The sequence below is a fragment of the Gordonia sp. PvP123 genome (genome assembly GCF_040547295.1).
In the GTDB taxonomy this organism is placed as follows: domain Bacteria; phylum Actinomycetota; class Actinomycetes; order Mycobacteriales; family Mycobacteriaceae; genus Gordonia; species Gordonia terrae.
On record NZ_JBEPPN010000002.1, the window covers coordinates 236,977 to 263,182 of the forward strand.

The 26,206-nt window shown below is 69.0% G+C and carries 25 protein-coding genes; 12 read left to right on the plus strand and 13 right to left on the minus strand.

Translation table 11 applies throughout. The features are described from left to right. The first annotated feature begins 28 nt into the window (after positions 1–28). Together ABIC25_RS03935 and ABIC25_RS03940 are read left to right on the plus strand one after the other, a co-directional pair. Positions 29–895, plus strand: coding sequence for a Bax inhibitor-1/YccA family protein (locus ABIC25_RS03935; RefSeq protein ID WP_004020932.1), 867 nt, complete (start codon positions 29–31; stop codon positions 893–895). Positions 896–1,027: 132 nt separating this feature from the next. Continuing rightward, positions 1,028–1,588: a DUF6790 family protein gene (locus ABIC25_RS03940; RefSeq protein WP_033203765.1), complete on the plus strand. Its 561-nt coding sequence runs from the start codon at positions 1,028–1,030 to the stop codon at positions 1,586–1,588. A gap of 16 nt (positions 1,589–1,604) precedes the next feature. Here the strand turns inward: ABIC25_RS03940 and ABIC25_RS03945 are convergent, their stop codons facing one another. Together ABIC25_RS03945 and ABIC25_RS03950 are read right to left on the minus strand one after the other, a co-directional pair. After that, positions 1,605–2,828, minus strand: a complete 1,224-nt coding sequence (locus ABIC25_RS03945; RefSeq protein WP_064569274.1) for an acetyl-CoA C-acetyltransferase — start codon at positions 2,826–2,828, stop codon at positions 1,605–1,607. A 65-nt stretch (positions 2,829–2,893) separates the two neighbouring features. Further along, positions 2,894–3,805, minus strand: a complete 912-nt coding sequence (locus tag ABIC25_RS03950; RefSeq protein ID WP_354560330.1) for an SGNH/GDSL hydrolase family protein — start codon at positions 3,803–3,805, stop codon at positions 2,894–2,896. Positions 3,806–3,927: 122 nt separating this feature from the next. On the opposite strand from ABIC25_RS03950, the gene ABIC25_RS03955 reads away from it, so the two are divergent. From ABIC25_RS03955 to ABIC25_RS03970, 4 genes are read left to right on the plus strand one after another with little or no spacing between them, the layout of a single operon-like run. Then, positions 3,928–5,322, plus strand: coding sequence for a cystathionine beta-synthase (locus tag ABIC25_RS03955; protein WP_354560059.1), 1,395 nt, complete (start codon positions 3,928–3,930; stop codon positions 5,320–5,322). 10 nt (positions 5,323–5,332) lie between these two features. Then, positions 5,333–6,505 carry a cystathionine gamma-synthase gene (locus ABIC25_RS03960; protein ID WP_354560061.1) on the plus strand — a complete coding sequence of 391 codons (1,173 nt, stop codon included), beginning with the start codon at positions 5,333–5,335 and terminating at the stop codon, positions 6,503–6,505. A 22-nt stretch (positions 6,506–6,527) separates the two neighbouring features. Beyond that, positions 6,528–7,727: a threonine ammonia-lyase gene (ilvA, locus tag ABIC25_RS03965; RefSeq protein WP_101819165.1), complete on the plus strand. Its 1,200-nt coding sequence runs from the start codon at positions 6,528–6,530 to the stop codon at positions 7,725–7,727. A gap of 28 nt (positions 7,728–7,755) precedes the next feature. Further along, a complete protein-coding gene (locus ABIC25_RS03970) occupies positions 7,756–10,980 on the plus strand; it encodes an AfsR/SARP family transcriptional regulator (protein WP_354560063.1) in 3,225 nt (1,074 codons plus the stop codon). Here ABIC25_RS03970 and ABIC25_RS03975 read toward each other — a convergent pair. From ABIC25_RS03975 to ABIC25_RS03985, 3 genes are all read right to left on the minus strand, one after another. Beyond that, the gene (locus ABIC25_RS03975) at positions 10,962–11,795 is read right to left on the minus strand and encodes an ABC transporter permease (RefSeq protein WP_354560065.1); all 834 of its coding nucleotides are present in this window, start codon (positions 11,793–11,795) and stop codon (positions 10,962–10,964) included. The genes ABIC25_RS03970 and ABIC25_RS03975 overlap by 19 nt on opposite strands. Further along, a complete protein-coding gene (locus ABIC25_RS03980) occupies positions 11,792–12,862 on the minus strand; it encodes an ATP-binding cassette domain-containing protein (protein ID WP_354560066.1) in 1,071 nt (356 codons plus the stop codon). Before ABIC25_RS03980 ends, ABIC25_RS03975 begins: the two co-directional genes overlap by 4 nt. A 90-nt stretch (positions 12,863–12,952) precedes the next feature. Then, positions 12,953–13,471 (minus strand): SRPBCC family protein, encoded by a 519-nt coding sequence (locus tag ABIC25_RS03985; RefSeq protein WP_354560068.1) that lies wholly within the window; start codon positions 13,469–13,471, stop codon positions 12,953–12,955. Between the two features lie 181 nt (positions 13,472–13,652). On the opposite strand from ABIC25_RS03985, the gene ABIC25_RS03990 reads away from it, so the two are divergent. Further along, positions 13,653–14,570 (plus strand): type IV toxin-antitoxin system AbiEi family antitoxin domain-containing protein, encoded by a 918-nt coding sequence (locus ABIC25_RS03990; RefSeq protein ID WP_354560070.1) that lies wholly within the window; start codon positions 13,653–13,655, stop codon positions 14,568–14,570. A gap of 134 nt (positions 14,571–14,704) precedes the next feature. Here ABIC25_RS03990 and greA read toward each other — a convergent pair whose 3' ends face one another. From greA to ABIC25_RS04005, 3 genes are all read right to left on the minus strand, one after another. Then, on the minus strand, positions 14,705–15,196 hold the full coding sequence (gene greA, locus ABIC25_RS03995; protein WP_004020945.1) for a transcription elongation factor GreA: 492 nt from the start codon (positions 15,194–15,196) through the stop codon (positions 14,705–14,707). Between the two features lie 129 nt (positions 15,197–15,325). Then, positions 15,326–16,102, minus strand: coding sequence for a queuosine precursor transporter (locus ABIC25_RS04000; RefSeq protein ID WP_004020946.1), 777 nt, complete (start codon positions 16,100–16,102; stop codon positions 15,326–15,328). Continuing rightward, positions 16,099–16,596, minus strand: coding sequence for a DUF4307 domain-containing protein (locus ABIC25_RS04005; protein ID WP_239400607.1), 498 nt, complete (start codon positions 16,594–16,596; stop codon positions 16,099–16,101). The genes ABIC25_RS04000 and ABIC25_RS04005 overlap by 4 nt, the downstream gene beginning before the upstream one ends. A gap of 48 nt (positions 16,597–16,644) precedes the next feature. Between ABIC25_RS04005 and mca the strand changes: the two genes are divergently transcribed. From mca to ABIC25_RS04020, 3 genes are read left to right on the plus strand one after another with little or no spacing between them, the layout of a single operon-like run. Further along, positions 16,645–17,541, plus strand: a complete 897-nt coding sequence (gene mca / locus ABIC25_RS04010; protein WP_248645061.1) for a mycothiol conjugate amidase Mca — start codon at positions 16,645–16,647, stop codon at positions 17,539–17,541. Next, entirely contained in the window at positions 17,541–17,867 is a 327-nt protein-coding gene (locus tag ABIC25_RS04015; protein ID WP_004019379.1) for a hypothetical protein, read from the plus strand. The genes mca and ABIC25_RS04015 overlap by 1 nt, the downstream gene beginning before the upstream one ends. Before the next feature lie 22 nt (positions 17,868–17,889). After that, positions 17,890–18,393 (plus strand): TspO/MBR family protein, encoded by a 504-nt coding sequence (locus ABIC25_RS04020; RefSeq protein WP_354560072.1) that lies wholly within the window; start codon positions 17,890–17,892, stop codon positions 18,391–18,393. Here the strand turns inward: ABIC25_RS04020 and rocD are convergent. Beyond that, a complete protein-coding gene (gene rocD / locus ABIC25_RS04025) occupies positions 18,376–19,638 on the minus strand; it encodes an ornithine--oxo-acid transaminase (RefSeq protein ID WP_354560073.1) in 1,263 nt (420 codons plus the stop codon). The two genes, ABIC25_RS04020 and rocD, sit on opposite strands and share 18 nt — an antisense overlap. Before the next feature lie 97 nt (positions 19,639–19,735). On the opposite strand from rocD, the gene ABIC25_RS04030 reads away from it, so the two are divergent. Next, entirely contained in the window at positions 19,736–20,182 is a 447-nt protein-coding gene (locus ABIC25_RS04030; RefSeq protein ID WP_004019376.1) for an Lrp/AsnC family transcriptional regulator, read from the plus strand. A 248-nt stretch (positions 20,183–20,430) separates the two neighbouring features. After that, a complete protein-coding gene (locus ABIC25_RS04035; protein ID WP_010841814.1) occupies positions 20,431–21,519 on the plus strand; it encodes a 3-deoxy-7-phosphoheptulonate synthase in 1,089 nt (362 codons plus the stop codon). A gap of 19 nt (positions 21,520–21,538) precedes the next feature. Here the strand turns inward: ABIC25_RS04035 and ABIC25_RS04040 are convergent, their stop codons facing one another. The 4 genes from ABIC25_RS04040 to trhA form a co-directional block, all read right to left on the minus strand. Next, a complete protein-coding gene (locus ABIC25_RS04040; protein ID WP_354560075.1) occupies positions 21,539–23,107 on the minus strand; it encodes an alkaline phosphatase D family protein in 1,569 nt (522 codons plus the stop codon). A 113-nt stretch (positions 23,108–23,220) separates the two neighbouring features. Continuing rightward, the gene (locus ABIC25_RS04045; protein WP_354560077.1) at positions 23,221–24,738 is read right to left on the minus strand and encodes a PepSY-associated TM helix domain-containing protein; all 1,518 of its coding nucleotides are present in this window, start codon (positions 24,736–24,738) and stop codon (positions 23,221–23,223) included. Positions 24,739–24,832: 94 nt separating this feature from the next. Further along, on the minus strand, positions 24,833–25,384 hold the full coding sequence (locus ABIC25_RS04050) for a hypothetical protein (protein WP_239400599.1): 552 nt from the start codon (positions 25,382–25,384) through the stop codon (positions 24,833–24,835). 59 nt (positions 25,385–25,443) lie between these two features. Next, complete coding sequence (gene trhA / locus ABIC25_RS04055) at positions 25,444–26,112, minus strand: PAQR family membrane homeostasis protein TrhA (RefSeq protein WP_354560079.1); 669 nt, start codon at positions 26,110–26,112, stop codon at positions 25,444–25,446. Between the last annotated feature and the right edge of the window lie 94 nt (positions 26,113–26,206).

Sequence of the window (26,206 nt, forward strand, 5' to 3'; positions counted from 1 at the left end):
TACATCCGTACCGATTAAGGAGCGCTTCGTGCGAGAAAGCAGCAATCCGGTGATGCGCGGCGTGGTCCGCGACAATCAGTCCGGGTACGCGGGTTTCGGGGCCGGCATGGCCGGCGCCGGCGCCGCGGTCAATCAATACGGTCAGGCCACTGACCCCTACACCCAGCCGGCACCGCCGGCCACCCGTCAGCTCACGATCGACGACGTCGTCACGAAGACCGCCATCACCCTCGGGGTGCTGACGGTGGCTGCCGTGGCCACCTACTTCGCGATCAGCAGCCGCGCGACCGAGGCCGCCCAGGCAGCTCTCGCCACGCCGCTCATGCTGGTCGGTGCCATCGCCGGTCTCGTCCTCGTCCTGGTGGCGAGCTTCGGGCGCAAGCAGGACAACCCGGCCATCGTGCTGGCCTATGCCGCGTTCGAGGGCCTGTTCGTCGGCGCCATCTCGTTCGTCTTCGCGAACTGGGCCGTCGCCGGTGACACCTCGGCCGGAGCCCTGATCGGACAGGCTGTCCTCGGCACCTTCGGCGTGTTCTTCGGCATGCTGTTCGTGTACAAGGTCGGCGCGATCCGCGTGACGCCGCGCTTCACCCGCATGTTGTTCGCCGGCATGATCGGTGTCCTGGTCCTGATGCTCGGCAACCTGGTCATCGGCCTGTTCACCGGCGAGGCCGGGGTGCTCCGCGACGGCGGCCCGATCGCGATCATCTTCTCGCTGGTCTGCATCGCTCTCGCCGCGTTCAGCTTCCTGCTGGACTTCGACGCCGCCGATCGTCTGATCCGCGCCGGCGCACCCGACCGCGCCGCCTGGGGCGTCGCTCTCGGCCTGACCGTCACCCTGGTCTGGCTCTACGTCGAGATCCTGCGCCTGCTGACCTACTTCAACTCCGACTAGTCGTCCGACGCCCGCGGCCCCGCACCTCTGAGGTGCGGGGCCGCCGGCGTGTCCGGGCCGGATGGCGACAAACTGTGCCGCCCGATCGCGTTTGCGGGGGCCAACCCGCCGCAGCGGTTCTACCGTGCGGACATGGTGTTCTTTCTGATTCAGCTGGCGCTGATGATCATCGGCGCCGTGGTGCACATACTGGTGGACCGATCGGTGCGGCGACGCACTCTCGGCCGCGCAGCCGAACTCGTGCTGCTCTGGATTCTCGTACCCGGAGGTGCGTTCGGCATCCTCGCCGGCATCGGGCACGTCGGACCGAACGCGCCCGAGATCGCCGAAGGCATCGGACCGGATTTCATTCCGTCGATGTTCCAGTGGGAACTCGGGTGGAACGACATCGCCGTGGGCGTCCTCGGCGTGCTCTGCTTCCGCGTGGCCAACCGTGGCGGATGGCTCGACGCCGCTGTCTGGGCGCTGGCGATCAGCTACGGCGGAGACCTCGCCGGGCATATCTCGCAGTACTACATCCACGACAACACCGCGACGAACAACGTCTGGGCGATTCCCGCCGAGATCTACATTGTCGGCGCGGTCGTCATCGCATGGTTCGTCTACCGACGAACAACCCCCCGCAGCGTCGCGGTCCGAGGACCTGACGCGGCGAGGGGTGTCGACGAGACGGAGACGACCTCGATCAGCTGAGGCGCTCCAGCACTGCTCAGCTGAGGCGCTCCAGCACCATGGCCATACCCTGACCGCCGCCCACGCACATCGATTCGATGCCGAAGGTCTTGTCGTGGGTACGAAGGTTGTTGAGCAGAGTGGTCGTGATGCGGGCGCCGGTCATTCCGAACGGGTGCCCGAGCGCGATCGCACCGCCGGAGACGTTCAGCTTGTCGTGGTCGATGCCGAGTTCGGCGGCCGACCCGAGGACCTGAACGGCGAACGCCTCGTTGATCTCGACGAGGTCGATGTCCGACAGCGACATCCCGGAGACCTTGAGCACCTTGCGGATCGCCTCGATCGGGCCGAGGCCCATGATCTCCGGTGACAGGCCGGTCGCCGCGGTGGCGACCACGCGGGCGAGCGGCGTCAGGCCCAGTTCTTTCGCCTTGGTGTCGCTCATGATGACCAGCGCCGCGGCGCCGTCGTTGAGCGGGCACGCATTGCCCGCGGTGATGGTGCCGTCGGGACGGAAGACCGGCTTGAGCTGTGAGATCTTCTCGTAGGTCGTGCCGGCGCGGGGGCCGTCGTCGGTGGTGACGAGGGAGCCGTCGGGAAGCGTGACCGGGTCGATCTCGCGCTCGAAGAAGCCGGACTTGATGGCGTCCTCGGCGCGGTTCTGGCTCAGCACGCCCCACCGGTCCTGGTCTTCGCGGGAGATGCCGGTGAACGACGCGACGTTCTCCGCGGTCTGGCCCATCGCGATGTACACGTCGGGGATGAGCTCGTCCTTGCGGGGATCGTGCCAGATCCCGGCATCGCCGGCAGCGGCCTTCTCGGTCCGGGCCATGGCATCGTCGAAGAGCGGGTTCTTCGAGTTCGGCGCGCCGTCGGCGCCACCGGAGATCCCGAAGCTCGACACGCTCTCGACGCCGCCGGAGATGAGGACGTCGGCCTCGCCGGCCTTGATCGCGTGCAGTGCCATCCGGGTGGTCTGCAACGACGACGAGCAGTAGCGGTTCACCGTGACACCGGGGATGTGGTCGTGACCGAGCTCGACCGCGATGACCCGGGCGATGTTGTAGCCGCCCTGTCCGCCGGGCTGACCGATGCCCCAGTGGATGTCCTCGATCAGGGCGGGGTCGAGCTCGGGCACCTTGGCGAGAGCGGCTTCGACCATCTGGCGCGACAGTTCGTCGGGCCGGACGTCTTTGAGGGATCCCTTGGCGGCGCGGCCGATCGGGGAACGGGCATGGGCGACGATGACAGCTTCAGGCATACCTCAAAACTACCGCACCAAGCATCTGCTTGGTCGCACGGTCGACGTGCGCAGAAAGATGCCGGTCAGGAGCTTGCGAACAGCTTCCTGACACGTGTGACGAGCCGTGTTTCTTCGACGGCCTCGGACACCTTGGGCGGTTCGGGCAGCGGCGTCGGTCCCCATTCGCCGATCGCGGCGAGAACCTCGGGCACGAGGATGTCGGCGGCCAGCTCGTACCCCGCGGCCGATGGATGGAAGCGGTCGGGCGACAGCATGTGTTCGGGGCGCGCGAGGAACTCCTCGGTCAGCAGGTCGGCGAGTGGCACGGGACGGCCCCCGGCGGCACGGACCGCCGACCGCTGCGCCGCGGCCAGCGTGAGTCCCCAGCGTCGCAACACCATTCGCAGCGGCTGGGGGATCGCGGTGACCACCCCGAAGTCCGGGCAGGTACCCACGACCACCTTCGCGCCCTCGTCGACGAGTGCGTGGACCGCCTCACCGAGCCTGCGTGCCGACGGAAGCGGACTGTTGCGGGCGGTGACGTCGTTGGCGCCGACGAGGATGACGGCGACGTCGGGTCGCTCGTGGTGGACGAACATGGCCTCGATCTGGGCGGCGAGACCTTTCGACGTCGCTCCCACGATGGCCTTGTTGGCGTAGCGGACCACCTGATCGGTCTCCGTGGCGACCCGGCGGGCGATCTGTACCCCCGGCGTCTCCTCGGACGTCTCGGCACCCAGCCCGGCGGCTGTCGAATCGCCGAACACCACGAGGTACAGGTCGTAGACGGTGTCGCGGGTGAAGCGCTCGCTGGTGCCGTCCGGCCGGTACACGCCGTCACCGTCCGGGGCGTTGTCGGTGCGGTGCGGGATCACCACTCGGGCCTCGGCCGCCTGACTGTTCAGCAGGTTGTAGGCCGCCCATCCGGCACCCGCCGCGCCGGCGGTCGCAGCAGCCGTGGCTCCCACGTCCCGGATGATTCTCTCGGCGGTCATCTTGCGGCTCGAACCGGACACGGGTGCCAGTTTAGAGGCTCGGGCGCGGCCGCCCGGTCCGCTCGTCGGCCGGGTGTCGGGGTCCGCGGCGACTCCGGGACCGACTCTGGGACCATGGACACATGCGCATCGCCAATCACGTCGTCGACCTGGTGGGCAACACCCCGCTGGTCAAACTGAACTCGGTGACCTCACCCGGATCGGGCCTGGTCGCCGCCAAGGTCGAGTACCTCAATCCCGGTGGTAGCAGCAAGGACCGTATCGCCGTGCGGATGATCGACGCCGCCGAGGCGTCGGGTGAGCTGAAGCCGGGTGGGACCATCGTGGAACCGACGTCGGGCAACACCGGCGTCGGTCTGGCACTCGTCGCCCAGCAGCGCGGGTACAAGTGCGTGTTCGTCTGCCCGGACAAGGTGGGCGAGGACAAGCGCAACGTCTTGCGTGCCTACGGCGCCGAGGTCGTGGTCTGCCCGACCGCGGTCGAGCCGTCCCACCCGGACAGCTACTACAGCGTCTCCGACCGCCTGGTCACCGAGATCGACGGCGCGTGGAAGCCCAATCAGTACGCCAACCCGGCCGGTCCGCAGAGTCACTACGAGACCACCGGTCCCGAGATCTGGGCCGACACCGACGGCAAGGTCACGCACTTCGTGGCGGGCGTCGGCACGGGCGGCACGATCACCGGCACCGGCCGGTACCTCAAGGAGATCTCCGACGGCGCGGTGAAGGTCGTCGGCGTCGATCCCGAGGGGTCGGTGTACTCCGGCGGGACCGGTCGGCCGTACCTGGTCGAGGGCGTCGGTGAGGACTTCTGGCCCTCGGCCTACGACCCGGCCATCCCCGACGAGATCATCGCCGTCTCCGACGCCGACTCGTTCGACATGACGCGGCGACTGGCACGCGAAGAGGGACTGCTGGTCGGCGGTTCGTGCGGGATGGCGGTCGTCGCGGCCCTTCGGATCGCCGAGCGTGAGGGTCCCGACGCCGTGGTCGTCGTCCTGCTTCCCGACGGCGGTCGCGGCTACATGGCGAAGATCTTCAACGACCAGTGGATGAGCAGCTACGGGTTCCTGCGCACCCCGCTCGACTCCAACACCAAGGAATCGCTCGTCGGGGATGTGTTGCGCGGCAAGACGGGCGCGTTGCCCGACCTCGTGCACACCCACCCGCAGGAGACGCTGCGCGATGCGATCGAGATCCTCCGCGAGTACGGCGTGTCCCAGATGCCGGTCGTCGGTGCCGAGCCGCCCGTGATGGCCGGCGAGGTCGCGGGCGCGGTCACCGAACGTGATCTGCTCAGCGCGGTTTTCGAAGGTCGCGCCAGCCTCGCCGACCCCGTGTCGGCACACATGGGGGAGCCGTTCCCGCTCATCGGTTCCGGCGAACCGGTGTCGGCGGCCACCAAGGCGCTCGGCGACTGCGACGCGCTCATGGTCGTCGAAGACGGCAAGCCCATCGGCGTGATCACGCGCCACGACCTGCTCGCCTTCGTGTCGAGCCACCCGATCGTCGGATAGGAGCACCACCGTGAGTGAACGACGCAGCGCAGCGGACTCGGTTCGCTGGCAAGGCTTCTCGACCCGCGCCATCCACGCCGGTTACGACCCGGATCCCCAGACGGGCGCGGTGAACGTCCCGATCTACGCGAGTTCGACGTTCGCCCAGGACGGTGTCGGCGGATTGCGCGACGGGTTCGAGTACGCACGCACCGGCAACCCGACCCGACGCGCCCTCGAGGCCAACCTCGCCGCTCTCGAGAGCGGCACCTACGGACGGGCTTTCGCCTCCGGTATGGCGGCCACCGACTGCCTGCTGCGGTCGACGCTGCGGCCGGGCGATCATCTGGTGATCCCGAACGACGCCTACGGCGGGACGTTCCGGCTGATCGACAAGGTCTTCAGCCAGTGGGGCATCACCTACTCGGTGGCCCCGGTGTCCGACGTCGCCGCGGTGCGCGACGCCATCCGGCCGGAGACCAAGCTGGTCTGGACCGAGACGCCTACCAACCCGCTGCTCAACGTCGGCGACATCGAGACTCTCGCCGCCGTCGCGCACGAGGCCGGCGCGAAGCTCGTCGTCGACAACACCTTCGCCTCGCCGTACCTGCAGCAGCCACTCGTGCTGGGTGCCGACGTCGTCTTGCATTCCACGACCAAGTACCTGGGCGGGCACTCGGATGTCGTCGGTGGCGCACTGGTCACCGACAGCGAGGAGCTCGACGAGGCGTTCGCGTTCCTGCAGAACGGTGCCGGTGCGGTTCCCGGACCGTTCGACGGATTCCTGACGCTGCGCGGCATCAAGACCCTCGGGGTGCGGATGGATCGGCACTGCGACAACGCGGAGAGGGTGGTCGAGTTCCTGAACGGCCACGCCAAGATCGACGCCGTCCTGTACCCGGGTCTGGCGAACCATCCGGGACACGAGGTCGCGGGTAAGCAGATGAAGCGCTACGGCGGAATGGTCTCGGTGCTGGTCAAGGGCGGCCTCGACGACGCCAAGGATTTCTGCGCGCGCACCGAGGTGTTCACGCTCGCCGAATCGCTCGGCGGCATCGAGTCGCTGATCGAACACCCCGGCGCGATGACGCACGCCTCGACCGCCGGATCGCTGCTCGAGGTGCCGGCCAACCTCGTCCGCCTCTCGGTGGGCATCGAGGACATCGACGACATCCTCGGCGATCTGGAGAACGCGCTGCGCTGACCCGGGGCGGATACTGGTGCCCATGTTGCTGACTGCCGCCGACGTCGACCGGGCCGTTGCGGAACTGTCGGGGGTGATCCGGCGGACGCCGACGATCGCCTCGCGGGTGGTGTCCGAGCGCAGTGGGGCCCAGGTGTGGCTCAAGTGCGAGAATCTGCAGCGCACCGGGTCTTTCAAGCCGCGCGGCGCGTACCTGCGCATCTCCCGGTTGTCGGCGGCGGAACGCGCGCGCGGGGTGGTCGCGGCCAGTGCGGGCAATCACGCGCAGGGAGTCGCCTGGGCGGCATCGGATCTCGGCATCGCGTCGCGGGTCTACATGCCCACCGGTGCCGCGCTGCCGAAGATCGCCGCCACCAAAGCCTATGGCGCCGAGGTGGTGCTGGCGGGATCGACGGTCGACGAGTCGCTCGTCGAGGCACAGCGACATGCCGAGGCCACGGGCGCGGCCCTGATCCATCCGTTCGACCATCTCGACATCGTGGCCGGACAGTCGACGGTGGGGGTGGAGATCCTGGAGCAGATCCCGGATGTCGCCACGATCGTGGTGCCGCTCGGCGGCGGTGGACTGCTGGCCGGCGTCGCCGCCGCGGTGCGTCTGCGACGTCCCGAGGTCGAGGTGATCGGCGTGCAGGCCGCTCAGGCAGCCGCTTGGCCGACATCGCTCGCCGAGGAACGGCCGATGCCGGTCGCGGCGATGAACACGATGGCCGACGGCATCGCCGTCGCGACCCCGGGGGCGGTCCCGTTCGCGCATGTCACCGAGTTCGTGGACCGGGTCGTCACGGTCAGCGAGGAGGAGTTGAGCACCGCGCTGCTGCTGATGCTCGAGCGGGCCAAGCTGGTGGTCGAGCCCGCCGGGGCCGCGGCGGTGGCGGCGGCCGTGAGCGGACGGCTCGCCCTGTCGGGGACCGTGTGCGTCGTGCTGTCCGGCGGCAACATCGATCCGCTGCTGCTGCGCCATGTCACGACGCACGGCCTGACCGCCGCCGGACGTTTTCTCACCGTGACGGCGACCGTCTCCGACCGGCCGGGTGGTCTCGTCACTCTCCTCGAACTGCTCCGCGATCTGGGGGCGAGCGTGCTCGACGTCGTGCACTCGCGCGTCGCCGACGACCTCTATCTCGGGGAGGTGCAGGTGACGGTGAGCGTCGAGACCCGCGGACACGATCATCAGCACGACGTCCGGCGGGCCCTCGCCGACGCCGGGTTCCTGCGCGACTGAGCACGGACGGCGGCGCTAACCTGTCCTGGTGTCTGCCGACGGACCCGCCCTGATCGGTCTGCTGGGCCCGATCGCGGTCGGATCGTGCCCGGTGGGGGCCGAGCGGCCCGACCGGCTCGTCGGAGTGCCGGGGCTGCGTGCCCGACGCCTGCTCGTGGCGCTCGCCCTCGCCGAGGGGCGCCTGCGTTCGGCGGACCGCCTGATCGACGACGTGTGGGCCGACGATCCGCCCCGTTCGCCGCACAGCGCGCTGCACACCCAGGTGTCCCGGCTGCGCAAGCTCCTGCCCGAGGGGGTTCTGGAGGGCACCGAGAACGGTTATCGGCTGCGCAACACCCGCACCGACCTCGACGTGGTCGACAAGCTTCTCACCGAGGGCGACCGGGAGGCCCACGACCGGGCGCGGCAGTGGTGGCGCGGCGTGCCCGGAGACGACCTCGGGGACGGCTCCCCGGTGACGGCGATGCTGTCCACCCGGATTCGACGCACCGAAGACGCGCTCGACGCCGCGCAGCTGACGGCCGCGCTCGCCGAGGGCGATTTCGCGACCGCCCGATTCATCGCCGAACAACGCTGCGCGCGAGACCCGTTCGACGAGGCGGCACACTCCGCGTTGATGCGGGCCCTGGCCGGCGAAGGCCGCGCCACCGACGCGCTCGCCGTGTTCGACCGGCTCAGACGCCGACTGTCGGCCGAGCTGGGGATGGACCCGGGCGCCGAGGTGGCCCGGGTCCACGCCGACGTCCTGGCCGCGACACCACGACCGGCGAGCAGCGCGCCGCGACCCACGCGTGCCGTCGGATTGCGTTCGCCCACCACCGAACTCATCGGCCGCGGTGCCGACCTCGACACCGTTGCGGACATGCTCGACACCGGGCGCGTGGTGACCGTGCTCGGTCCGGGCGGCGTCGGCAAGACGAGGGTCGCGACCGAGATGGGCCATCGACTGCATGCCACGGGAGTCCCGGTCTATTTCGTGTCCCTCGCCTCGGTGCGATCCGACGACGACGTGATCCCGGCGATCGCCGCCACGCTCGGGGTCGGCGAATCGGACCTCTCCGCCACCGGCCGCCCGCGCATGACCCCGGGAGACCTGACCGCACGTCTCGAGGACGTGCTGCGGGAGCGGCCATCGGTGGTGGTCCTCGACAACTGCGAACAGATCGTCGACGCGTGCGCCCGGATCGTCGCCGAACTCACCGCCGCGGTACCCGGCCTCCGGGTCCTGTCCACCAGTCGCACTCCGCTGGCCATCGCCGGTGAGCAGGTGCACCAGCTGCCTGTGCTGGCGGCGGTGGACGCGGATTCACCTGCGGTGCAACTGTTCCGGTCCCGCGCGCGGGCCGTGCGTCCCGACGCGGATCTACCCCCGGAGTGCGTCGTCGAGCTGTGCCGCCATCTCGACGGTCTCCCGCTGGCCATCGAGTTGGCAGCGGCCCGCATCCGGACGATGACGGTCGAGGAGATCGCCGACCGCCTGGGGGAGAAGTTCGCGCTCCTGCGGTCCGCCGACCGCACCACGCCGGACCGCCACCGCACCCTCTACGCGGTGATCGAGTGGAGCTGGGAACTGCTCGACGACGCCGGCCGGGCCGCGCTGGTACGACTGTGCCGCTTTCCCGGGGGTTTCGATCGATCGGCTGCCCGCGCGGTGACCGGGGCCGCCGGGGCGATTCTCGACGACACCCTCGAGAGCCTGACCAACCAGTCGCTGCTGTCGGTGGTGGAGACCGACGGTTCGGCGCGCTTCCGCATGCTGGAGATGGTTCGGGAGTTCGGCGAGACGCGGATGGACGCGGACCTGGCCACGCGCGTCGAGTCACTGATGAGACGCTGGGCCATCGAATTCGTCTCCGAGATGCGCAACCTGGCAGAGAACGGCGACCACACCGCGGGCGCCGGCGGACTGGCGCGCGAAGCCGACAACTTGACGTGGATTCTCCGGTCGGCCTGCGAGTCCGCGGCCACGTCGCCGACCGACGCTGTCGTCGCGGTGCTCACCACGCTGTACCCGGCGCTGGCTTACCACTGGACGGTTCGCGGTCTGCACGGGGAGACCCGAGCGTGGGGCGCCCGCGTGCTGATGGCTCTACCGCGCCCACCCGAGGCACCCGACGACGCCGTGCGCGAGAACTGGCAGGTGACCGCGATCGTCGGTGCGGTGCACGGGACGATGACCGGCGAACTCCGGGTGATCGCCACTGCGAGGTTCATCCTGCGGGGATTGCATCGCCCCGGTCTCACCTACGATCGTGCCAGCGAGTTCGTGTCCGCTGTCGGCCTGGCGTCCAACGCGATCCGGGGTTACCGCATGGTCTGTCGGGCCGCCGAGACCGCGTCCGACGACGAGGTGCGGGCGCTGGCGCTGACGATGCGGTCCCATCTGCGGGGGAACCGCGGACTGCTGGGTCCCGCGCTCCGGGACTCGATCGCGTCGGGCGATTGGCTCACCCGCAGTCGCTATGCGTCCTGGTTCCAGGGGATGTGGCAGTCGAGCACCGGCAGCCTGTACGCCCAGCAGGGCCGGTACGCCGCGGCGGCGTCGAGGTACCGGGACGGTATCGACCTGTTGGGTCGCCTGCACGCCGTCGAGGACGTCCGCCAGCTCCAGACCTTCCTGGCGCTCACCCTGCTCTCCGACGGCCAGGTCGCCGACGCCCGGCGCGAACTCGCGGTCATCGTCGACGACTGGGATCTCGACGTCGAGGACCCCCAAGGGAATCCGGAGGTGACCGGACCGGCGTTGCTCGGTGTCGCCGAACTCGCTCTCGTCGACGGTCTGCCCGAGGACGAGGTCGCGGCGATGTTCGCGCGGGCCGCACGGATCATGCTGCGGGATCACCCCTTCGGTGTCGCCGACCCCGCGGTGCTGATGGTGGTCAGCGGGTGTGTGGCCGGGCTGGTGCGGTGCGGGGACATCGAGGCGGCACGGGAACTGGTCCCGCAGATGGTGAAGGGGCTCGACGACATGATGTTCGGGCCCGGGTGGCAGGACCTCCCGCAGGCCGGCACCGTGGCCGCGGCGTTCACCGTGCTGTACGGCGCGGACCGCGAGTCGGAGCCCCTCAGCCGACGCCTCGTCGAGCTGACGCTGAGTCTGCCCGGGCGCCAAGACTATCCGTCGTTGCGGTGGGCTCAGCAGTGGTCCGAGGAGCGCATTCGCGAGCACGGCGGTGCGGCCCGGCGGGTGCCGCGCCGCATCGCCGTGGACGAACTCGCCGACGTGATCCGAGATCAGGCGTTGCGCATGTAGGCCCGCACCGCGAGCGGGGCGAACACGGCAGTGATCACTGCGGCGCCGATCAGGGCCCACACGACGTGGATTCCGGCGTGGCCGGAGTTCGTCAGTTCGCGGACCGCCGTGACGAGGTGACTGACCGGGTTGACGTTCACGAAACCCTGCAGCCAACCGGGCATGGTGTCGACCGGGACGAAGGCATTCGACATGAAGGTCAGCGGGAACATGATCATCATCGAGATGCCCTGCACGGCCGACGCTTTGCTCATGAGACAACCCATGAGTGCGAAGATCCACGAGACCGCGAAGCTGCACACGATGATGAGTGCCGCCGAGGCGATCACGCCGAGAACGTCGGGGCGCCAGCCCATCAGCACACCCATCACGACGGTCAGGACGGTCGCGATGGAGTAGCGGATGACGTCGGCGAGCAGGGCGCCGGCGAGCGGGCTGATCCGGGCGATCGGTAGCGAACGGAACCGGTCGAAGACGCCCTTGTCCATGTCCTCCCGCAGCTGGGTGCCGGTGACGATCGAGGTCATGATGACCGTCTGCACGAGGATGCCCGGGATGATCACCGGGAGATAGGCTTCCACGTTCCCGCTGATCGCGCCGCCGAAGATATAGGTGAACATCAGCGTGAAGATGATCGGCTGAAACGTGACGTCGAAGAGCTGTTCGGGGTTGTGCCGGATCTTGAGCACACCGCGGTAGGCCATGCTGAAGGACTGCCGGAACGACTCGGCCAGGCTGATGGAGGTCTTTACCTGCGTGCGTGCGGCGCGGGTCGTGACGGAGGTCGACGGGGGACTGTCGAGGGTGGTGGTCATGAACGGGCCTCCTGGGTGGGGTCGGACGAATGTGTGTCGGACGACGGGCGCCCGGATGTGTCGGTGTCGGCGTCGGGCTCCGCAGGCCTGCCGGTGATGGTGAGGAACACCTCGTCCAGACTCGGCTTCTGCACGGTGATCTCCTCGACGCCGATCCCGTTCTCGCGCAGGGCGATCAGCACATCGGGTACGAGCTCGGCCGAACTCAGCGGTACGGTCGTCCGCGCGGCTTCGGGGCTCAGGGTGGCCTTCTGCCCGAGGATCGTCTCGGCGATCTCACACACGCGGGGTGCGTCCGCGCGATCGGCTGCGACGAGCTGGAGCGTGCTGGCGCCGATCGAGTGCTTGAGTTCGTCGGCCGTACCGTCGGCGATGACGCGGCCGTGGTCGATGACCGCGATGCGGTCGGCCAGCTGATCGGCCTCGTCGAGATACTGGGTGGTGAGCAGGACCGTCGATCCGCCGGCGACGAGCCGGCGGATGGTGTCCCACATCTGGGCGCGGGTTCGCGGGTCGAGGCCGGTCGTCGGCTCGTCGAGGAACAGCAGCGGCGGGGTGTCGATGAGGCTGGCTGCGAGATCGAGGCGCCGGCGCATTCCGCCGGAGAAGTTCTTCAGCGGTCGGGCCGCCGCGTCGGTGAGGGCGAACTCCTGGAGCAGTTCGTCGGCACGCGAGCGCGCCGCGGTCCGCGAGAAGCCGAGCAGACGGGCGAACAGCACCAGGTTCTGGGTGGCGGTGAGGTCCTCGTCGACGGAGGCGTACTGCCCGGTGACGCCGACGAGCGAACGCACCGCAACCGCATCGTCGACGACGTCGTATCCGAAGACGCGTGCGTCGCCGGCGTCGGGACGTAGCAGGGTGGCCAGCATGCTGACGGTGGTCGTCTTCCCCGCGCCGTTGGGCCCGAGGACGCCGTACACCGATCCGGTCGGGACGGTCAGATCGACACCGTTGACCGCACGGGTGGAACCGAAGTGCTTGACGAGGCCGCGCGCCTCGATCGCGAGGCCGGTGTGGGGGGACGAAGCCGGCCCGACGTCGGGCCGGGGAGTGGTTGTCGTTGTCATGGCGACAACTGTGGCGCCGTCGCCTGTCGTGGGGCTTGCGTCGGCTTACGTGGTGCTGTCGCGCGGCGTCACCACGTAAGCAGCAGGACCCTAGGTGGCAGGTTCGAGATTCGCGAAATGCTTGAGGGTGTCGGCCTCGATGGTCTTGTAGACCGTCGACGACGCCGGACCGGAGAAGGCGGTGACCACGCGCGAGGACGTGGGGAGTTCCAGTGCGAAGGTCCACTTGAGCCGGCATCCCACGTCGGCGGGCAGGATCTCGGTCGCCTCGCCGAACCGCCGGATGCCCGGGACGTTCGCCCGCAGAACCCGAAAACCGTTGCGGTAGTGACCGGTCTCGGGATCTTCGGTCCAGTCGAAGAAGTCTTCCTCGAGGGTGACGTAACCGGGACCGAGGACCGCCCGGCGCTGGGTACCCACCCCGTATGGCGGCGGTGACACGAACTCGATCTTCTTGATGGCGCGGCACCAGTCCAGCGTGTGCTGACGGGTGAACTCGGCCCACGCGCGTTCCGGCGTGACCGGCAGACGCACGTCGATGACGTGCCGGACCGGCGCATCGTCGAAGAAGTCGAGATCAAAGGACTCCAGCTCATGGGAACGTGCCATGGGTCACATTGAAGCACGTGTGTCCGGCCGGCCGTGCTCGACCGCCAGACCCCAACTCGACTGCCAGACTTCGATCGAAGTCTGGCGGTCGAGTTATGTTCTGGCAGTTGGCTTTGCGGTGCGGCAACCGATCAGGTGGCGACAAGTGAAACCGCAGCGGCCCGTAGTGCGTCCAAGAGGTATGCCAACTTTTCCCGCAGACCGATACGGACTCATTCGGCGAGAGACGACGCTACGCCTGGGCATCAGCGACGATGTGGTGAGCTCGGCGGTGAAGCGAGGCGACCTGGTCCGGCTTGCTCCGGGCGTCTACGTGACCGCGACGGATGACGCTGATGATCTGTACCGGTTGAGGTCCGTGGCGGTGGCCACCTCCGCTCGGGACAACGAGTCTTCGATACTCAGCCATGATTCGGCGGCGGCGGTCCTTCGTCTGTCGCTCCTCCGTCCTGAGCGGGAGCGCGTGCATCTGACCAGGATCGAGTCGGGTACCGGCTTCGTGCGTGGGCTCCGGGCCGTCCACGCGGGACCAGTGATCGCGGACGAGATCGTGGACGTCGACGGCGTCCGGCTGACCAGCCTCGAGCGGACCGCGGTGGACGTGGCGATGGCCGGCGACTTCGCGCGGGCCCTGGTCGTGTTCGACCGCGCCCTCGCTGCCGATGCCGACGTCAGCACCATGGCCCACCTCATCGAGTCGCGCCGGCGATGGCGCGGTGCCGGGATTGCCCGTCGCGCGTTGTCGCACGCGGACGGTGCATCGGAGAGTGTCGGGGAGTCGTGGAGCCGGGCACAGATGATCGAGGCCGGATTCCCGACTCCGCGACTGCAGCACACGTTCCGGACGGACGCCGGAGACGCGCGGACCGACTTCGATTGGGACGGAACACTTGTCGGTGAGTTCGACGGACTACAGAAGTACGGCCGACTGTTGCGCCCGGGTGAGACCACGCGCGATGCACTCATCCGAGAGAAGCGTCGGGAAGACGCACTGCGCGCGCAAGGGATCATGGTGATCCGGTGGACGTGGGGAACCCTCGAACGCGGCGAGCTCGCGGATCTGCTCCGGCCGTGGTTGGACAACCTCACCGCAGCCTGACGGCCAGACTTCAACTCGACCGCCAGACCTCGATCGAAGTCTGGCGGTCGAGTTGAAGTCTGCCGGTTACAGGCACCCCCGAAAACACGAAGCCCGGGACGACCATGTCGTCCCGGGCTCTGGTTCAGTGTCGATCAGCCGTGGTAAGGCTCCGCGCTGACCAAGGTCACCTTGATGGTGGCACCGCTGGGCACGGAGTACTCGCGGGTCTCGCCGACCTTGGCGTCGATGAGGGCGGCACCGAGCGGCGAGCTGGGGGAGTAGGTCTCCAGTCCGCCCTGGCCGCTCTCCTCGCGGGTGGCGATGAGGAAGGTCTCGGTGTCTTTCTCGTCACCGTCGTAGTAGACGGTCACGACGGAACCGGGCAGCGCGACGCCGGACTGGGTCGGCGCCTCGCCGACCTTCGCGTTGTTCAGCAGTTCCTGCAGCTGGCGGATGCGCGCTTCCTGCTGGCCCTGCTCTTCGCGAGCGGCGTGGTAGCCGCCGTTCTCCTTGAGGTCGCCCTCTTCGCGACGCTCGTTGATCTCGGCTGCGATGACCGGACGGTTGGCGATCAACGAGTCGAGCTCGCTCTTGAGGCGGTCGTGCGACTCTTGGGTCAGCCAGGTCACCTGGGTGTCGGTCATCGGTCACTCCTTTGTGTTGTCCGCGGCCCCGGGCGACCGTTTACACCAGGGGCATATGGACTGCTATAAATGCAGCAACACGACCCCTCGCGGAGCCGTGTATCCGATCAGAGTACCAGGTGCTGAGACCTATGGCACATCGGTTGTGCCGCGCGAGGCCGCCCGGAGCGCGTCTTGATAGGTCGGTTCCGCCCGCTTCAGCCATCCCACAACGAAATACGTCAGCGGCATGATGACGATTTCGACGAGCGTCTTCCACACGAAACCGACGATCGTGTAGTTGATGAAGTCTCCCCAGGTCGAGATGCCCAGCGCGGTGGCCGCGATCGAGCAGAACACGAGGGTGTCGGCGAATTCGCCGACAATCGTCGAACCCAGCAGGCGCGCCCACAGATGACGTTCGCCGGCTCGTTCCTTCATTTTGACGAGAACGAAGGAATTGAGGAATTCGCCTACGACATATCCGGCCAATCCGGCGAGCAGGAATTGTGGGACGACTCCGGCGACGGTCTCGAAAGACTCCTGCCCCTCGTAGAAATCTGCAGCCGGCAGATGAATGGTGAGCCAGAAACACAACGACGCGAGGATGAGCACCGCGAAACCGGCGAGAATGGTCCGGCGCATCGCCCGGAACCCGTAGACCTCACTGATCACGTCGCCCAGGACGTAGGCCAGCGGGAACAGGAAGAAGGCGCCGTCGGTCACGAGTCCGTTCATCTGGATCGGGCCCAGATCGATGTGGAGCCAGTCGTCGAACAGCACCACGCCCTTGGTCCCGGTGACGTTGCTGATCAGCATGACGCCGACGAAGAGCGCGACCAGGAGCGGGAAGTAGCGGCTGCCGATCGAGGCGAAGGCGGCGCGCGGCGCCTGCGATTCGTCGCGTCCGGCCAGGGGAGCGGTCACTGATCCGACGGTTTCAGGTAGGCGGGCACGTCGAGCGTGCAGCCGAACACCTCACCGATGACCGGCGGCCTCGACGTCGTGATCTCGGTGCGGACGCCGATGCGTTCCGCGGGGTCGGCGGGGATGAGGATCTCGCGCCGGCCGGTCTCGCCGCCGTCGCGGGAACGTCCGCGCACCACACAGGCCGCGGGCCGGCTCGGATCGGAACGTTCGACGGTGAACTGCACGGCGACGGTCGAGTCGTCGAGGATCTCGTAGCCGGTGGCCTCGCCCGTCACGTCGGCCGAGGAGAACTTGCTGTAACCGATGACCGCGAGTGCGACACCCGCGACGACGACGAGAACCGACAGGGCGACGAACCAGCGCCGACGACCCCGGGCGGTCTCCGAGTGCTCCGGGTAGGTGGCGCGCGGTCCGCTGTGCGGTCGTGTCGTGTCAGGCGTCGTGCGTGGTGCGTCACCGGCGTCTGCGGCGCCCCCGTCCGAACTGTTCACGCGTCAATACCTACCATGGGAGGAGTAGCGATCCGAAGGTGAGGAACTGTGACCGAATCCCACGTCGGCGACCCCAAGTCGGGGGTGTTCCGTCTGATGGCGGTGCATGCGCACCCAGACGACGAGTCGAGCAAGGGTGCGGCGACGACCGCGAAATATGCGGCCGAAGGCAACGAAGTGCTCGTGGTCACACTCACCGGCGGTGAGCGTGGCGACATCCTGAATCCGGCGATGGACCGGCCGGGCATCAAGGAGCGGATGACCGAGGTCCGCCGCGAGGAGATGGCGAAGGCCGCCGAGTCGCTCGGCGTCCGGCAGACGTGGCTCGGCTTCGTCGACTCCGGGCTGCCCGAGGGCGACCCGCTGCCGCCGCTGCCGGAGGGGTCGTTCGCGACGGTGCCCCTCGAGGAGGCCACCGAGGCGCTGGTGCGCGTGGTTCGCGAGTTCCGCCCGCACGTGATCATCACCTACGACGAGCACGGTGGCTATCCGCATCCCGACCACATCCGATGCCACGAGGTGTCGGTCGCCGCCTACGAACAATCCGGCGATCCCGACGCGTTCCCCGGGACCGGCGAGCCGTGGACGGTGTCGAAGCTCTACTACACCCACGGTTTCATCCGCGACCGGATGGTGCTCTTCTCCGACGAGTTCGCGCGACACGGCCAGGAGAGTCCGTTCGCCGAGTGGCTCAGCAAGTGGGACCCGAGTCGCGGCGACCTGATGGGCCGCGTCACCACCCAGGTCGAGTGCTCGAAGTACTTCCCGCAGCGTGACGACGCCCTGCGTGCGCACGCCACGCAGATCGACCCGAACGGGGTGTTCTTCGCGGTGCCGCTGGAATGGCAGCAGCGTCTGTGGCCGACCGAGGAGTTCGAGCTCGCCCGGACCCGGGTCAAGACCGCCTTGCCCGAGACCGACCTGTTCGCCGGGATCGAGGCGTGATGAACAGCACCGTCGTGAACACCGTGATGATCCTCGCGGAGGAGCCGCAGGGGCCGGAGTTCGGCAAGGCCTCACCGCTGGGCCTGCTCGTGATCCTGCTGCTGCTCGTCGGCACGGCGTTCCTCATCTGGTCGATGAGCCGACAGCTGAAGAAGCTGCCCGCCTCCTTCGACACCGAGCACCCCGAACCCGACCAGGCCTTCGACGAGGGCACCGACTCGCCCGGTCCGGCCGAGTCGGGCACCGCGACTCCGGATGTACCCGGCTCCCCGGATGCCACGACGGCCGCCGGCACCACCGACGACCGACGGCCCGCCGACACCTGAGTCGAGGCGTACAAGTGGAGTCATGCGCATCTCCACCCTGATCGGGACGTCACTTGCGACCGCAGACGCAGCGGCCATCGGCAGCGTGGTGACCAAACCGGCGGTCGAGACCTGGTACCCCAAGCTGGCGAAGCCGTCGTTCGTGCCGCCCGACTGGGCCTTCCCGGTCGCGTGGACCGCGCTTTACGCCGACATCGCCGTGACGTCCGCCGTCACGCTGGATCAACTGGACGAGAACGGCGATCACACACAGCGGCAGAGGTATCTCGCAGCGCTCGGGGCCAACCTCGTGCTCAACGGCGGCTGGAGCTGGATCTACTTCGGCCGGGGTGCGCTCGGAACCGCGTCGGTCGCGGCGGTGGCGCTCACCGTGAGCAGTGCCGATCTCGCGCGGCGTACCGCACAGACCAACCCGGCGGCAGGTGCCGCGCTCGCGCCCTACCCGGCGTGGTGCGCATTCGCAACCGTGCTCTCGACGAGCACCTGGTGGCTCAACCGTGGCCGGCGGTCACCGGCGGTCTCGTAGGGTCGCGGCGAATCGTTCCATCGCCCAGTCGATCTCGGACTCGGTGACGACCAGCGGCGGCGCCAGCCGCAACGTCGACCCATGGGTGTCCTTCGCCAGCACACCGCGTTCGGAGAGCTGCCGGCAGAAGTCCGCACCGGTGCCGATCGCGGGGTCGAGGTCGATGCCCGCCCACAGTCCGACACCGCGGACCGTCACCACACCGTCCCCGACGAAGTCGTGTAGCCGCCCGTGCAGGTGTTCACCGAGGTCGGCCGCCCGACGCTGCCACGTCCCTTCGGCGAGCATGTCGACGACGGTGTGACCGACGGCGGCGGCGAGCGGGTTGCCGCCGAAGGTCGATCCGTGTTCACCGGGGTGCAGGACGTCGAGAACGTTGCGGTCGGCCACCACCGCCGACACGGGCAGCAATCCGCCGCCCAGCGCCTTTCCCAGTAGGTAGACGTCGGGTTCGACGCCCCAGTGCTCCACCGCGAACGTCCGGCCGGTGCGGCCGAGGCCCGACTGGATCTCATCGACGATCAGCAGCGCGCCACGCTCGGTACAGAGGGTCCGCGCGCCGGGGAGATAGTCATCGGGCGGGACGATGACGCCGGCCTCACCTTGGATGGGTTCGAGGAGGACGGCCACGGTGTTCTGGTCGACGGCGGCCTCCAGCGCGGCCAGATCGCCGAACGGGACGCGGACGAATCCCGGTGTGTACGGACCGAACCCGGCATAGGCAGCCGGATCGTCGCTGAACGAGATGATCGTCGTCGTGCGGCCGTGGAAGTTGCCGCCGGCCACGACGATCGTGGCACGGCCGTCGCGTACGCCCTTGACGTCGTAGCCCCATTTGCGGGCGACCTTGATGCCGGACTCCACCGCTTCGGCGCCGGTGTTCATCGGCAGGACCATGTCCTTGCCGCACAGGGAAGCCAGTGCGGCGCAGAACGGTTCGAGTCGATCGGACCGGAAAGCGCGGCTGGTGAGGGTGACCCGCGTGAGCTGATCCAGGGCCGCGGCGACGATGCGGGGATGGCGGTGACCGAAGTTGACCGCGGAATAGGCGCCGAGGCAGTCGAGGTGACGGCGCCCGTCGACATCGGTGATCCAGGCGCCCTCGGCGGTGGCGGCGATCACCGGCAGGGGCGAATAGTTGTGCGCTACATGGGGTTCGAGCAGATCAGTGAGGGCCGGACGGGCGACCGGGACAGGCGCGCCGGAACGTCCGGGCGTACCGGCTGCCGGGCTCGTCATGGTCATGGATCGAGCGTATCTTTGGGCTTCGGTGCAAACAATCGACGTTTCTTGCGTGATCGCGCAACGGATCGTCGAGAATTGTTGGCAGAGGAGGCTTCTGTTGCGATTATTAGACGATCTCGACGAACAGGTACTCGCCTGCCTCACCCGTGATGCCCGGGCCACCTACCAGCAGATCGGGGAGCGGATCGGACTGTCCGCTCCCGCCGTCAAACGGCGCGTCGACCGACTGGTTGCCGACGGGGTCATCCGGGGTTTCACCGCCGTCGTCGACCCCCAGGCGATGCAGTGGACCACCGAGGCCTACGTGCTCGTGTACTGCCGGGGCAACATCTCGCCCGAACAGCTCGAAGCCGCCTGGGACCCCATCCCCGAGGTCGTGAGCGCCGCGACCGTGACCGGTCAGGCCGATGCCATCCTGCGCGTCATGGCCCGCGACGTACGGCACCTCGAGCAGGCGCTCGAACGCATCCGGCGGGCGGGCCCGGTGGATCGGTCGGAGTCCATCCTCGTGCTCAGCGAGCTGATCGACCGGGGACACCCGTGAGAACGGGAACGTGAAACGCCTGTGCTAGTGTGGTCGCCGTGATCAGCACCGTGCGCGCGTATTGGCGCTTTATCGAGGCTCCGGGTGGGGCCACGATGATGCGTTGATCTGACGCGCGTACGACACACCCGGAGCCCGAGCAGCGACCAGACGGTCGCTGCTCTTGTCATTTGATCGGGGCTCCGACCACACCCAGGGCATGCCTCGTCACCACATCGACACGGGCATGACCTCGAAAGGCACACAACGTGACCACCTTGCCGGACCTTCCGATCCGATCCGACGACAACGCCGAATCGACCTCTGACCGCCGGATCCGGGCCTTCCGTCCGATCCCCTCGCCCGACACCGTCCGCAGCGAACTGCCGCTGTCCGCACGACGCGCCGTCGCCGTCCAGCGCGACCGGGACGAGATCGCCGACATCCTCGCCGGGCGGGATGACCGCCTACTCGTCATCGTCGGACCCTGCTCTGTCCACGACCCGATCGCGGCCATCGACTACGCGCGACGCCTCGCACCGCTGGCCGATGCCTACGCCGAGCGTCTGAAGATCGTCATGCGCGTCTACTTCGAGAAGCCGCGCACCACGGTCGGGTGGAAGGGGCTGATCAACGACCCCGGGATGGACAACACCTTCGACGTCGAGCGTGGTCTGCGCACCGCCCGGTCGCTGCTGCTCGACATCATCGACCTCGGTCTGCCCGTCGGCTGCGAGTTCCTCGAGCCGACCAGCCCGCAGTACATCGCCGACGCGGTGGCGTGGGGTGCCATCGGCGCCCGTACCACCGAGTCCCAGGTCCATCGTCAGCTGGCGTCGGGGCTGTCGATGCCGATCGGATTCAAGAACGGCACCGACGGCAATGTCCAGGTCGCCATCGACGGCGTGAAAGCCGCTGCGGCCGAACATGTCTTCTTCGGAGTCGACGACTTCGGCAATGGCGCCGTGGTGGAGACCGCGGGCAACGAGGACTGCCACATCATCCTGCGCGGCGGCACGCGTGGCCCCAACTTCGACGCGGAGTCGGTGTCGGCGGCGGCCGAGGCGCTCGCCGCGGCCGGGTTGCCGGCGCGGGTCATGATCGACTGCTCGCACGCCAACTCCGGCAAGGATCATGTCCGCCAGGCGGAGGTCGCCACCGAGATCGCCACCCGCCTCCGGGCGGCCCGCGAGGCCGGTGAGCCGTCGACCGTCAGCGGCGTCATGCTGGAGAGCTTTCTCGAGCCCGGCGCGCAGTCGACCGAGGCCACCCCGCTGGTCTACGGCAAGTCCGTCACCGACAAGTGCATGGGCTGGGAGGCCAGCGCTCAGGTGCTGGCGGCGCTGGCGCGGGGCTGATCCCCGAGAGGACCGGGGGTCAGACCACGTCGACCTCGGGGGTCGAGTCCGGGATCGTGATCAGTGCTCGACGCTGAAGCGTGCCGCGTGGCGACCGTACGGACGGCGCCACGCGGAACTCGGCCTCCCACCGGTCGGCGTGAATCCGATTCAGCAGGTAGCCGCGCTGTGAGTTGCCGAACCGGACGTGGGGCGAGGCCTCCTTCAGGCGGCGGTCACCGTCGTCGCTGTCCTCTCCGTCGCCGCCGGAGGTGATCGACGTTGCGGCCAGTTCCACTCCGCGCGTAGCGGATTCAGCGGTGTACGAGGTACGGAGGTCGGCGACCACGCTGCGGTGGATGTCGCCGGCGAGGGACACCAGATTGCGTACCCCACGGTCCGCGGCGCCGTCGAGCACGCGGGCGCGCGAGGCCTCGTAGCCACTCCACCCGTCCATGCTGACCGCTCGGGTCGAGCCGACGGTCCGGGCGAGGTCGGCCATCGGAACCTGCTGGGCGAGAACGTCCCAGCGGTGTCGGGAGGACGCGAAACCGTCGAGCAACCATCGTTCCTGCTCGGCGCCGAGGATCGTCCGGGACGGGTCCGCGGTGGACGCGTTCTGACCGGTGTCGTTGTCTCCGTTGGCCTGATCGCTGCGATGACTGCGGGTGTCGAGGAGGGTGAGGTCGACGAGATCACCGAAACCCAGCCGCCGGTGCGCACGGATGACGGTTCCGTTCGGCCGGGCGGCGATCCGCACCGGGGTGTTCTCCCACCAGGCGCGCAGGGCGCGTGCGCGGCGCAGCGCGAACGCGGTCAGCGGTGCGTGGTCCTCGGGAACCGCACCCGCCCAGTTGTTGTCCACCTCGTGGTCGTCGAAGGTGATCACGAACGGTGCCGTCGCGTGGGCGAGTTGCAGGTCCGGGTCGGACTTGTACAGCGCGTACCGTTCCCGGTAGTCCTCGAGGTCGACTGCCTCCCGGGTCGCCGAGAGCGGAAGAGCGGCAGCGTTTCTCGCGCCGCCCCGCGCGGGGACCGGCTTCTCGTAGATGTAGTCGCCGAGGTGCAGGACGACATCGGGCGCGTGGGCGGCGAGGTCGGCGTAGGCGTGGTAGTAGCCGTCGGCCCAGTTCTGGCAGGACGCCACGGCCAGCGTGAGCGTGTCGACGCGTGCGTACGGGGCAGGCGCCGTCCGGGTTCGCCCGACGGTGGAGATCTCGCCGAGGGCGCGGAACCGGTAGAAGTAGTCGGCGGCGGGCGCGAGTCCGCGGACGTCGACGTGCACGCTGTGCCCCCATTCCGGTGTCGCGTGCACGGATCCGCGACGCACGATCCGGGTCATCGACTCGTCGGCGGCGACCTCCCAGTCGACCCGGACCGGTCCCGTCCCCATCCCGCCGCCCGGGGCGAAAGGGTTGCGCGACAAGCGCGTCCACAGCAGAACACCGTCGGGGAGCGGATCCCCGGACGCGACGCCGAGGCCGAACACGCCGCCGGAATGGGCCGGAGCGGGTACTGCCGGTGACGTGCCGCCGAGCAGACCCGGGGTGAACGCCAGGCCTGTCACGAGCGCCGACCAGCCGAGGAATCGACGTCGCGATGTGCCCATGGGCACACCCGACCAGGACCACCTGACCTCGATTCCACCTGCAGGCGGCGGGGACATGATGGGGAGGTGAAGTCTGCGACCCCCCGGTGAGTCCCCGCCGACCAGGCGCAGCGCTACGTCGAGGAGGCGGATCGGCCGCGGCGCTCGCGTAGTCCGAGCGCGACGTCGACCGCGAGGAAGGCGAGAAGGCTGAGTCCGAGCAGCGGCACGAACCAGCCCACCGCGGCCGCCACCACACCGACCGCGACGGCCGCGGGCACGGGCACCCGGCGCAGCGCGCCACGAGCCGGGGGGCGGCCCACGGCGAGCGCCCCGGAGCGTCGTGGCCGTCGTTGCCACCACATCTGGTAGCCGCGCACGATGAGCATCACCAGCGCAACCGCCAGCACCAGGAGTGCGAGCTGGCTCACCCGGCCGAACAGGATTCCCATGTGCAGGGCGATGCCCCAGGTGGTGAGTTTCGCGGCGAGCGGCCAGTCGGCGAACCGCGAGATGTCCACGACCCCACCGGTCGCACCGTTCACCGCGATCGAGTCCTGGCCGAACTGCCAGGGTTGCCTGGTCTGCGCGACGGTGAACGCCGTGTCCGCGGTGGCGGGAATGGTCACCTCGACCCTGCCGTCCACTCCCGCGACCCGCGCGGTGTCCAGGACGCGGTCGAGTTGCGCCACCGACTCACCGGACGAGCTCGGCAGATCCGGCACCTGATCCTCGTGTGCGCCATGGTCCCCATGGCCGCCGTCGTGGTCCCCGTGGCCGGCGGGCGCCGACGGCGCCTCCGACAACGCGGTCTCGACGCCGGGCGTCGTCCAGCTCAGGGCGGTGCGGAGTTCGGAGACGTTCTCGCCCGCGTACTTCGACCACGTGAGGCCGGTCGCGGACAGGAAGACGAGCCCCACCGCGATCCACACGCCGATGACCCCGTGGCGGTTCCGGGTGCGGTTGCGTCCGGTCGCCGACCGGTCGACGGTGACCAGCTCGGCGAGCCGTCGCTGCCGCCGAGCTCGGAATGCCGTGAGCCACAGGGCGAGACCGCCGAGGGCGATTACCCACAGCCAGGAGGCGGCGAGTTCGCTGTAGATGCGGCCCGGTTCGCCGAGATGGAGATTGCGGTGCAGCTCGCTGAGCCAGGTGCGCAGCGGCAGTGATGCACTGCTGCCGTAGGACACCAGTGCGCCGGTCGACTCGAGCGTCACCGGGTCGATGAACACCGCCAGGCGCTTGGACGCCCCGAGCGCCGGGTCGTCGAAGAGGACGCGGGTGGTGTCGCCGGGCTCGGTCGACGGACGGACTGCGGACAGCGTGAGGTCGGGACGGAGCCGGACCGCCGCATCGACCTGTTCGGACACCGGGCGGGCATCGCCGGTGCTCTCGGTGTGGAGCTGGTCGCGGTAGACGACCTGCTCGAGTGTCGGCGCGATCGCGTAGAGCCCGCCGGTGATGGCCGCGACGACCAGGAACGGCGCGATGAAGATGCCGGCGTAGAAGTGCAGTCGTCGGAGCAACGGTTGCCAGGTGGCAGGTGGGGACCGGCGGGCGCGGGGATCGCCGTCCGGTGGGGTGCCGGGCGGGTTCTCGGGTGGATTGTCGGAACGGGACAGATTGGGCAGGGACACGTGTTGGCCTCTCATGCGGAAGACGGCACGCGGCATCGACCACGGTCAGGTGGGATGGCAGACGCGCGCCGACCGGCCCGTCGGGGTGACGGGTCGGCGGAGGAATGGATCAGCGCGTGAGGGCGGGCGGTCCGCGGGTGTCGAGGGCGGCGATGGCGCGCAGACGGGGCCGCGCGTCGTCGTGTGTCGGGCGGGGGACGAGCCCGGTGACATCGTCGGCGGGCGGATCGAGAACGGCCCGGATGAGCGCGACGATCGCGGTCAGGACGCACAGGAGCGCCGGCTCGGCGACCCGGATCGCGGCCGCGGTCAGCAGTGTCGCGACCCCGTGCACCAGCAGCATCGACTGGCTGGGGGCGTGCGTGAGCGCCGCCGCGGCGGCGTGGTGGCCCGACGAGGCGTCGAGCGCGGTGAGGGAGATATGCGCGAGCAGTTGCCCGGCGGCGAGGAGCCCCATCGTGGCGACAAACCCCGGACGTCGCCGGGACATCGCGCCGATCGCCCAGCCGAGCGCGGTACAGGCGGCGGTCATGATCACGAGTGACGTCGTGGCGGGCAGGGAACCGGCCGCGAGTCCGTGTGCGGCCACCGCCGTACTCGCCGACAGCGCGCCGACGACCCCACCGCGGAGGCGGTGGAGGGCGCGCATGTCCGGGTTCACGCAAGGAGCATAGCGGCGGTGATCTCGCCCCGACTGCGGGCGGTCACCGAAAAGGCAGGTCAGCCCAGCACGAGGAGCCACGCGGCGACGTAGTGCAACAGGGCCGCGATCGCGGTGCAGGCGTGGAACACCTCGTGATGGCCGAAGGTGTCCGGCCATGGATCGGGCCAGCGCGCCGCGTAGAGGATGCCGCCGACACTGTAGAAGACGCCTCCGAGCGCCAGCAGCACCATGACGAGCACGCCGGTCTCGCCCACGAGTGCCGGAGCGACGGCCACGATCACCCAGCCGAGCACGATATAGAGGCTCACCCCGAGCCAGCGCGGCGCGCCGGGCCACGCGATCTTGAGGGTCGCACCGGCCGCGGCGCCCGCCCAGACGATGCCGAGTACCCACCAGCTGGTCGGTGAGGGCAGGCCCAGCGCGCAGAACGGTGTGTACGTGCCGGCGATGAACAGGAAGATCATCGCGTGATCGGCGCGCTTCATGCGGGTCCGGGCACGTGCGGTCTTCCACGGGATCCGGTGGTAGCCCGCACTGATCGCGAAGAGTCCGAGCACGGTGACCGCATAGACGGCGCACGGCACGACGGCGACGGGATCGCCGACCGTGGCCGCGCCGATGACCAGGGCGAGGCCGGCGACCGCTGCCACGTAGGCCGAGTAGTGGTGGATGACTCCGCGCAGGCGTGGGCGGACGTCGACCGGTTGGTTCAGCAACGTGCTCACCGAACCTACGGTACCGTAACTTGACGCATCGGCGGCACGTCGGCGGCTCCGCACCGGCACGCAGGGCCGCACCGCCGGTGGCCGGCGAGATGCG

Bases quoted from the DNA above. Each gene is read 5' to 3' on its own strand.
- ABIC25_RS03940 (WP_033203765.1), top strand. From the start codon at position 1,028: ATGGTGTTCTTTCTGATTCAGCTGGCGCTGATGATCATCGGCGCCGTG.
- ABIC25_RS03945 (WP_064569274.1), bottom strand. From the start codon at position 2,828: ATGCCTGAAGCTGTCATCGTCGCCCATGCCCGTTCCCCGATCGGCCGC.
- ABIC25_RS03950 (WP_354560330.1), bottom strand. From the start codon at position 3,805: ATGACCGCCGAGAGAATCATCCGGGACGTGGGAGCCACGGCTGCTGCG.
- ABIC25_RS03955 (WP_354560059.1), top strand. From the start codon at position 3,928: ATGCGCATCGCCAATCACGTCGTCGACCTGGTGGGCAACACCCCGCTG.
- ilvA (WP_101819165.1), top strand. From the start codon at position 6,528: ATGTTGCTGACTGCCGCCGACGTCGACCGGGCCGTTGCGGAACTGTCG.
- ABIC25_RS03975 (WP_354560065.1), bottom strand. From the start codon at position 11,795: ATGACCACCACCCTCGACAGTCCCCCGTCGACCTCCGTCACGACCCGC.
- ABIC25_RS03980 (WP_354560066.1), bottom strand. From the start codon at position 12,862: ATGACAACGACAACCACTCCCCGGCCCGACGTCGGGCCGGCTTCGTCC.
- ABIC25_RS03985 (WP_354560068.1), bottom strand. From the start codon at position 13,471: ATGGCACGTTCCCATGAGCTGGAGTCCTTTGATCTCGACTTCTTCGAC.
- ABIC25_RS03990 (WP_354560070.1), top strand. From the start codon at position 13,653: ATGCCAACTTTTCCCGCAGACCGATACGGACTCATTCGGCGAGAGACG.
- greA (WP_004020945.1), bottom strand. From the start codon at position 15,196: ATGACCGACACCCAGGTGACCTGGCTGACCCAAGAGTCGCACGACCGC.
- ABIC25_RS04015 (WP_004019379.1), top strand. From the start codon at position 17,541: ATGAACAGCACCGTCGTGAACACCGTGATGATCCTCGCGGAGGAGCCG.
- ABIC25_RS04020 (WP_354560072.1), top strand. From the start codon at position 17,890: ATGCGCATCTCCACCCTGATCGGGACGTCACTTGCGACCGCAGACGCA.
- rocD (WP_354560073.1), bottom strand. From the start codon at position 19,638: ATGACCATGACGAGCCCGGCAGCCGGTACGCCCGGACGTTCCGGCGCG.
- ABIC25_RS04040 (WP_354560075.1), bottom strand. From the start codon at position 23,107: ATGGGCACATCGCGACGTCGATTCCTCGGCTGGTCGGCGCTCGTGACA.
- ABIC25_RS04045 (WP_354560077.1), bottom strand. From the start codon at position 24,738: ATGAGAGGCCAACACGTGTCCCTGCCCAATCTGTCCCGTTCCGACAAT.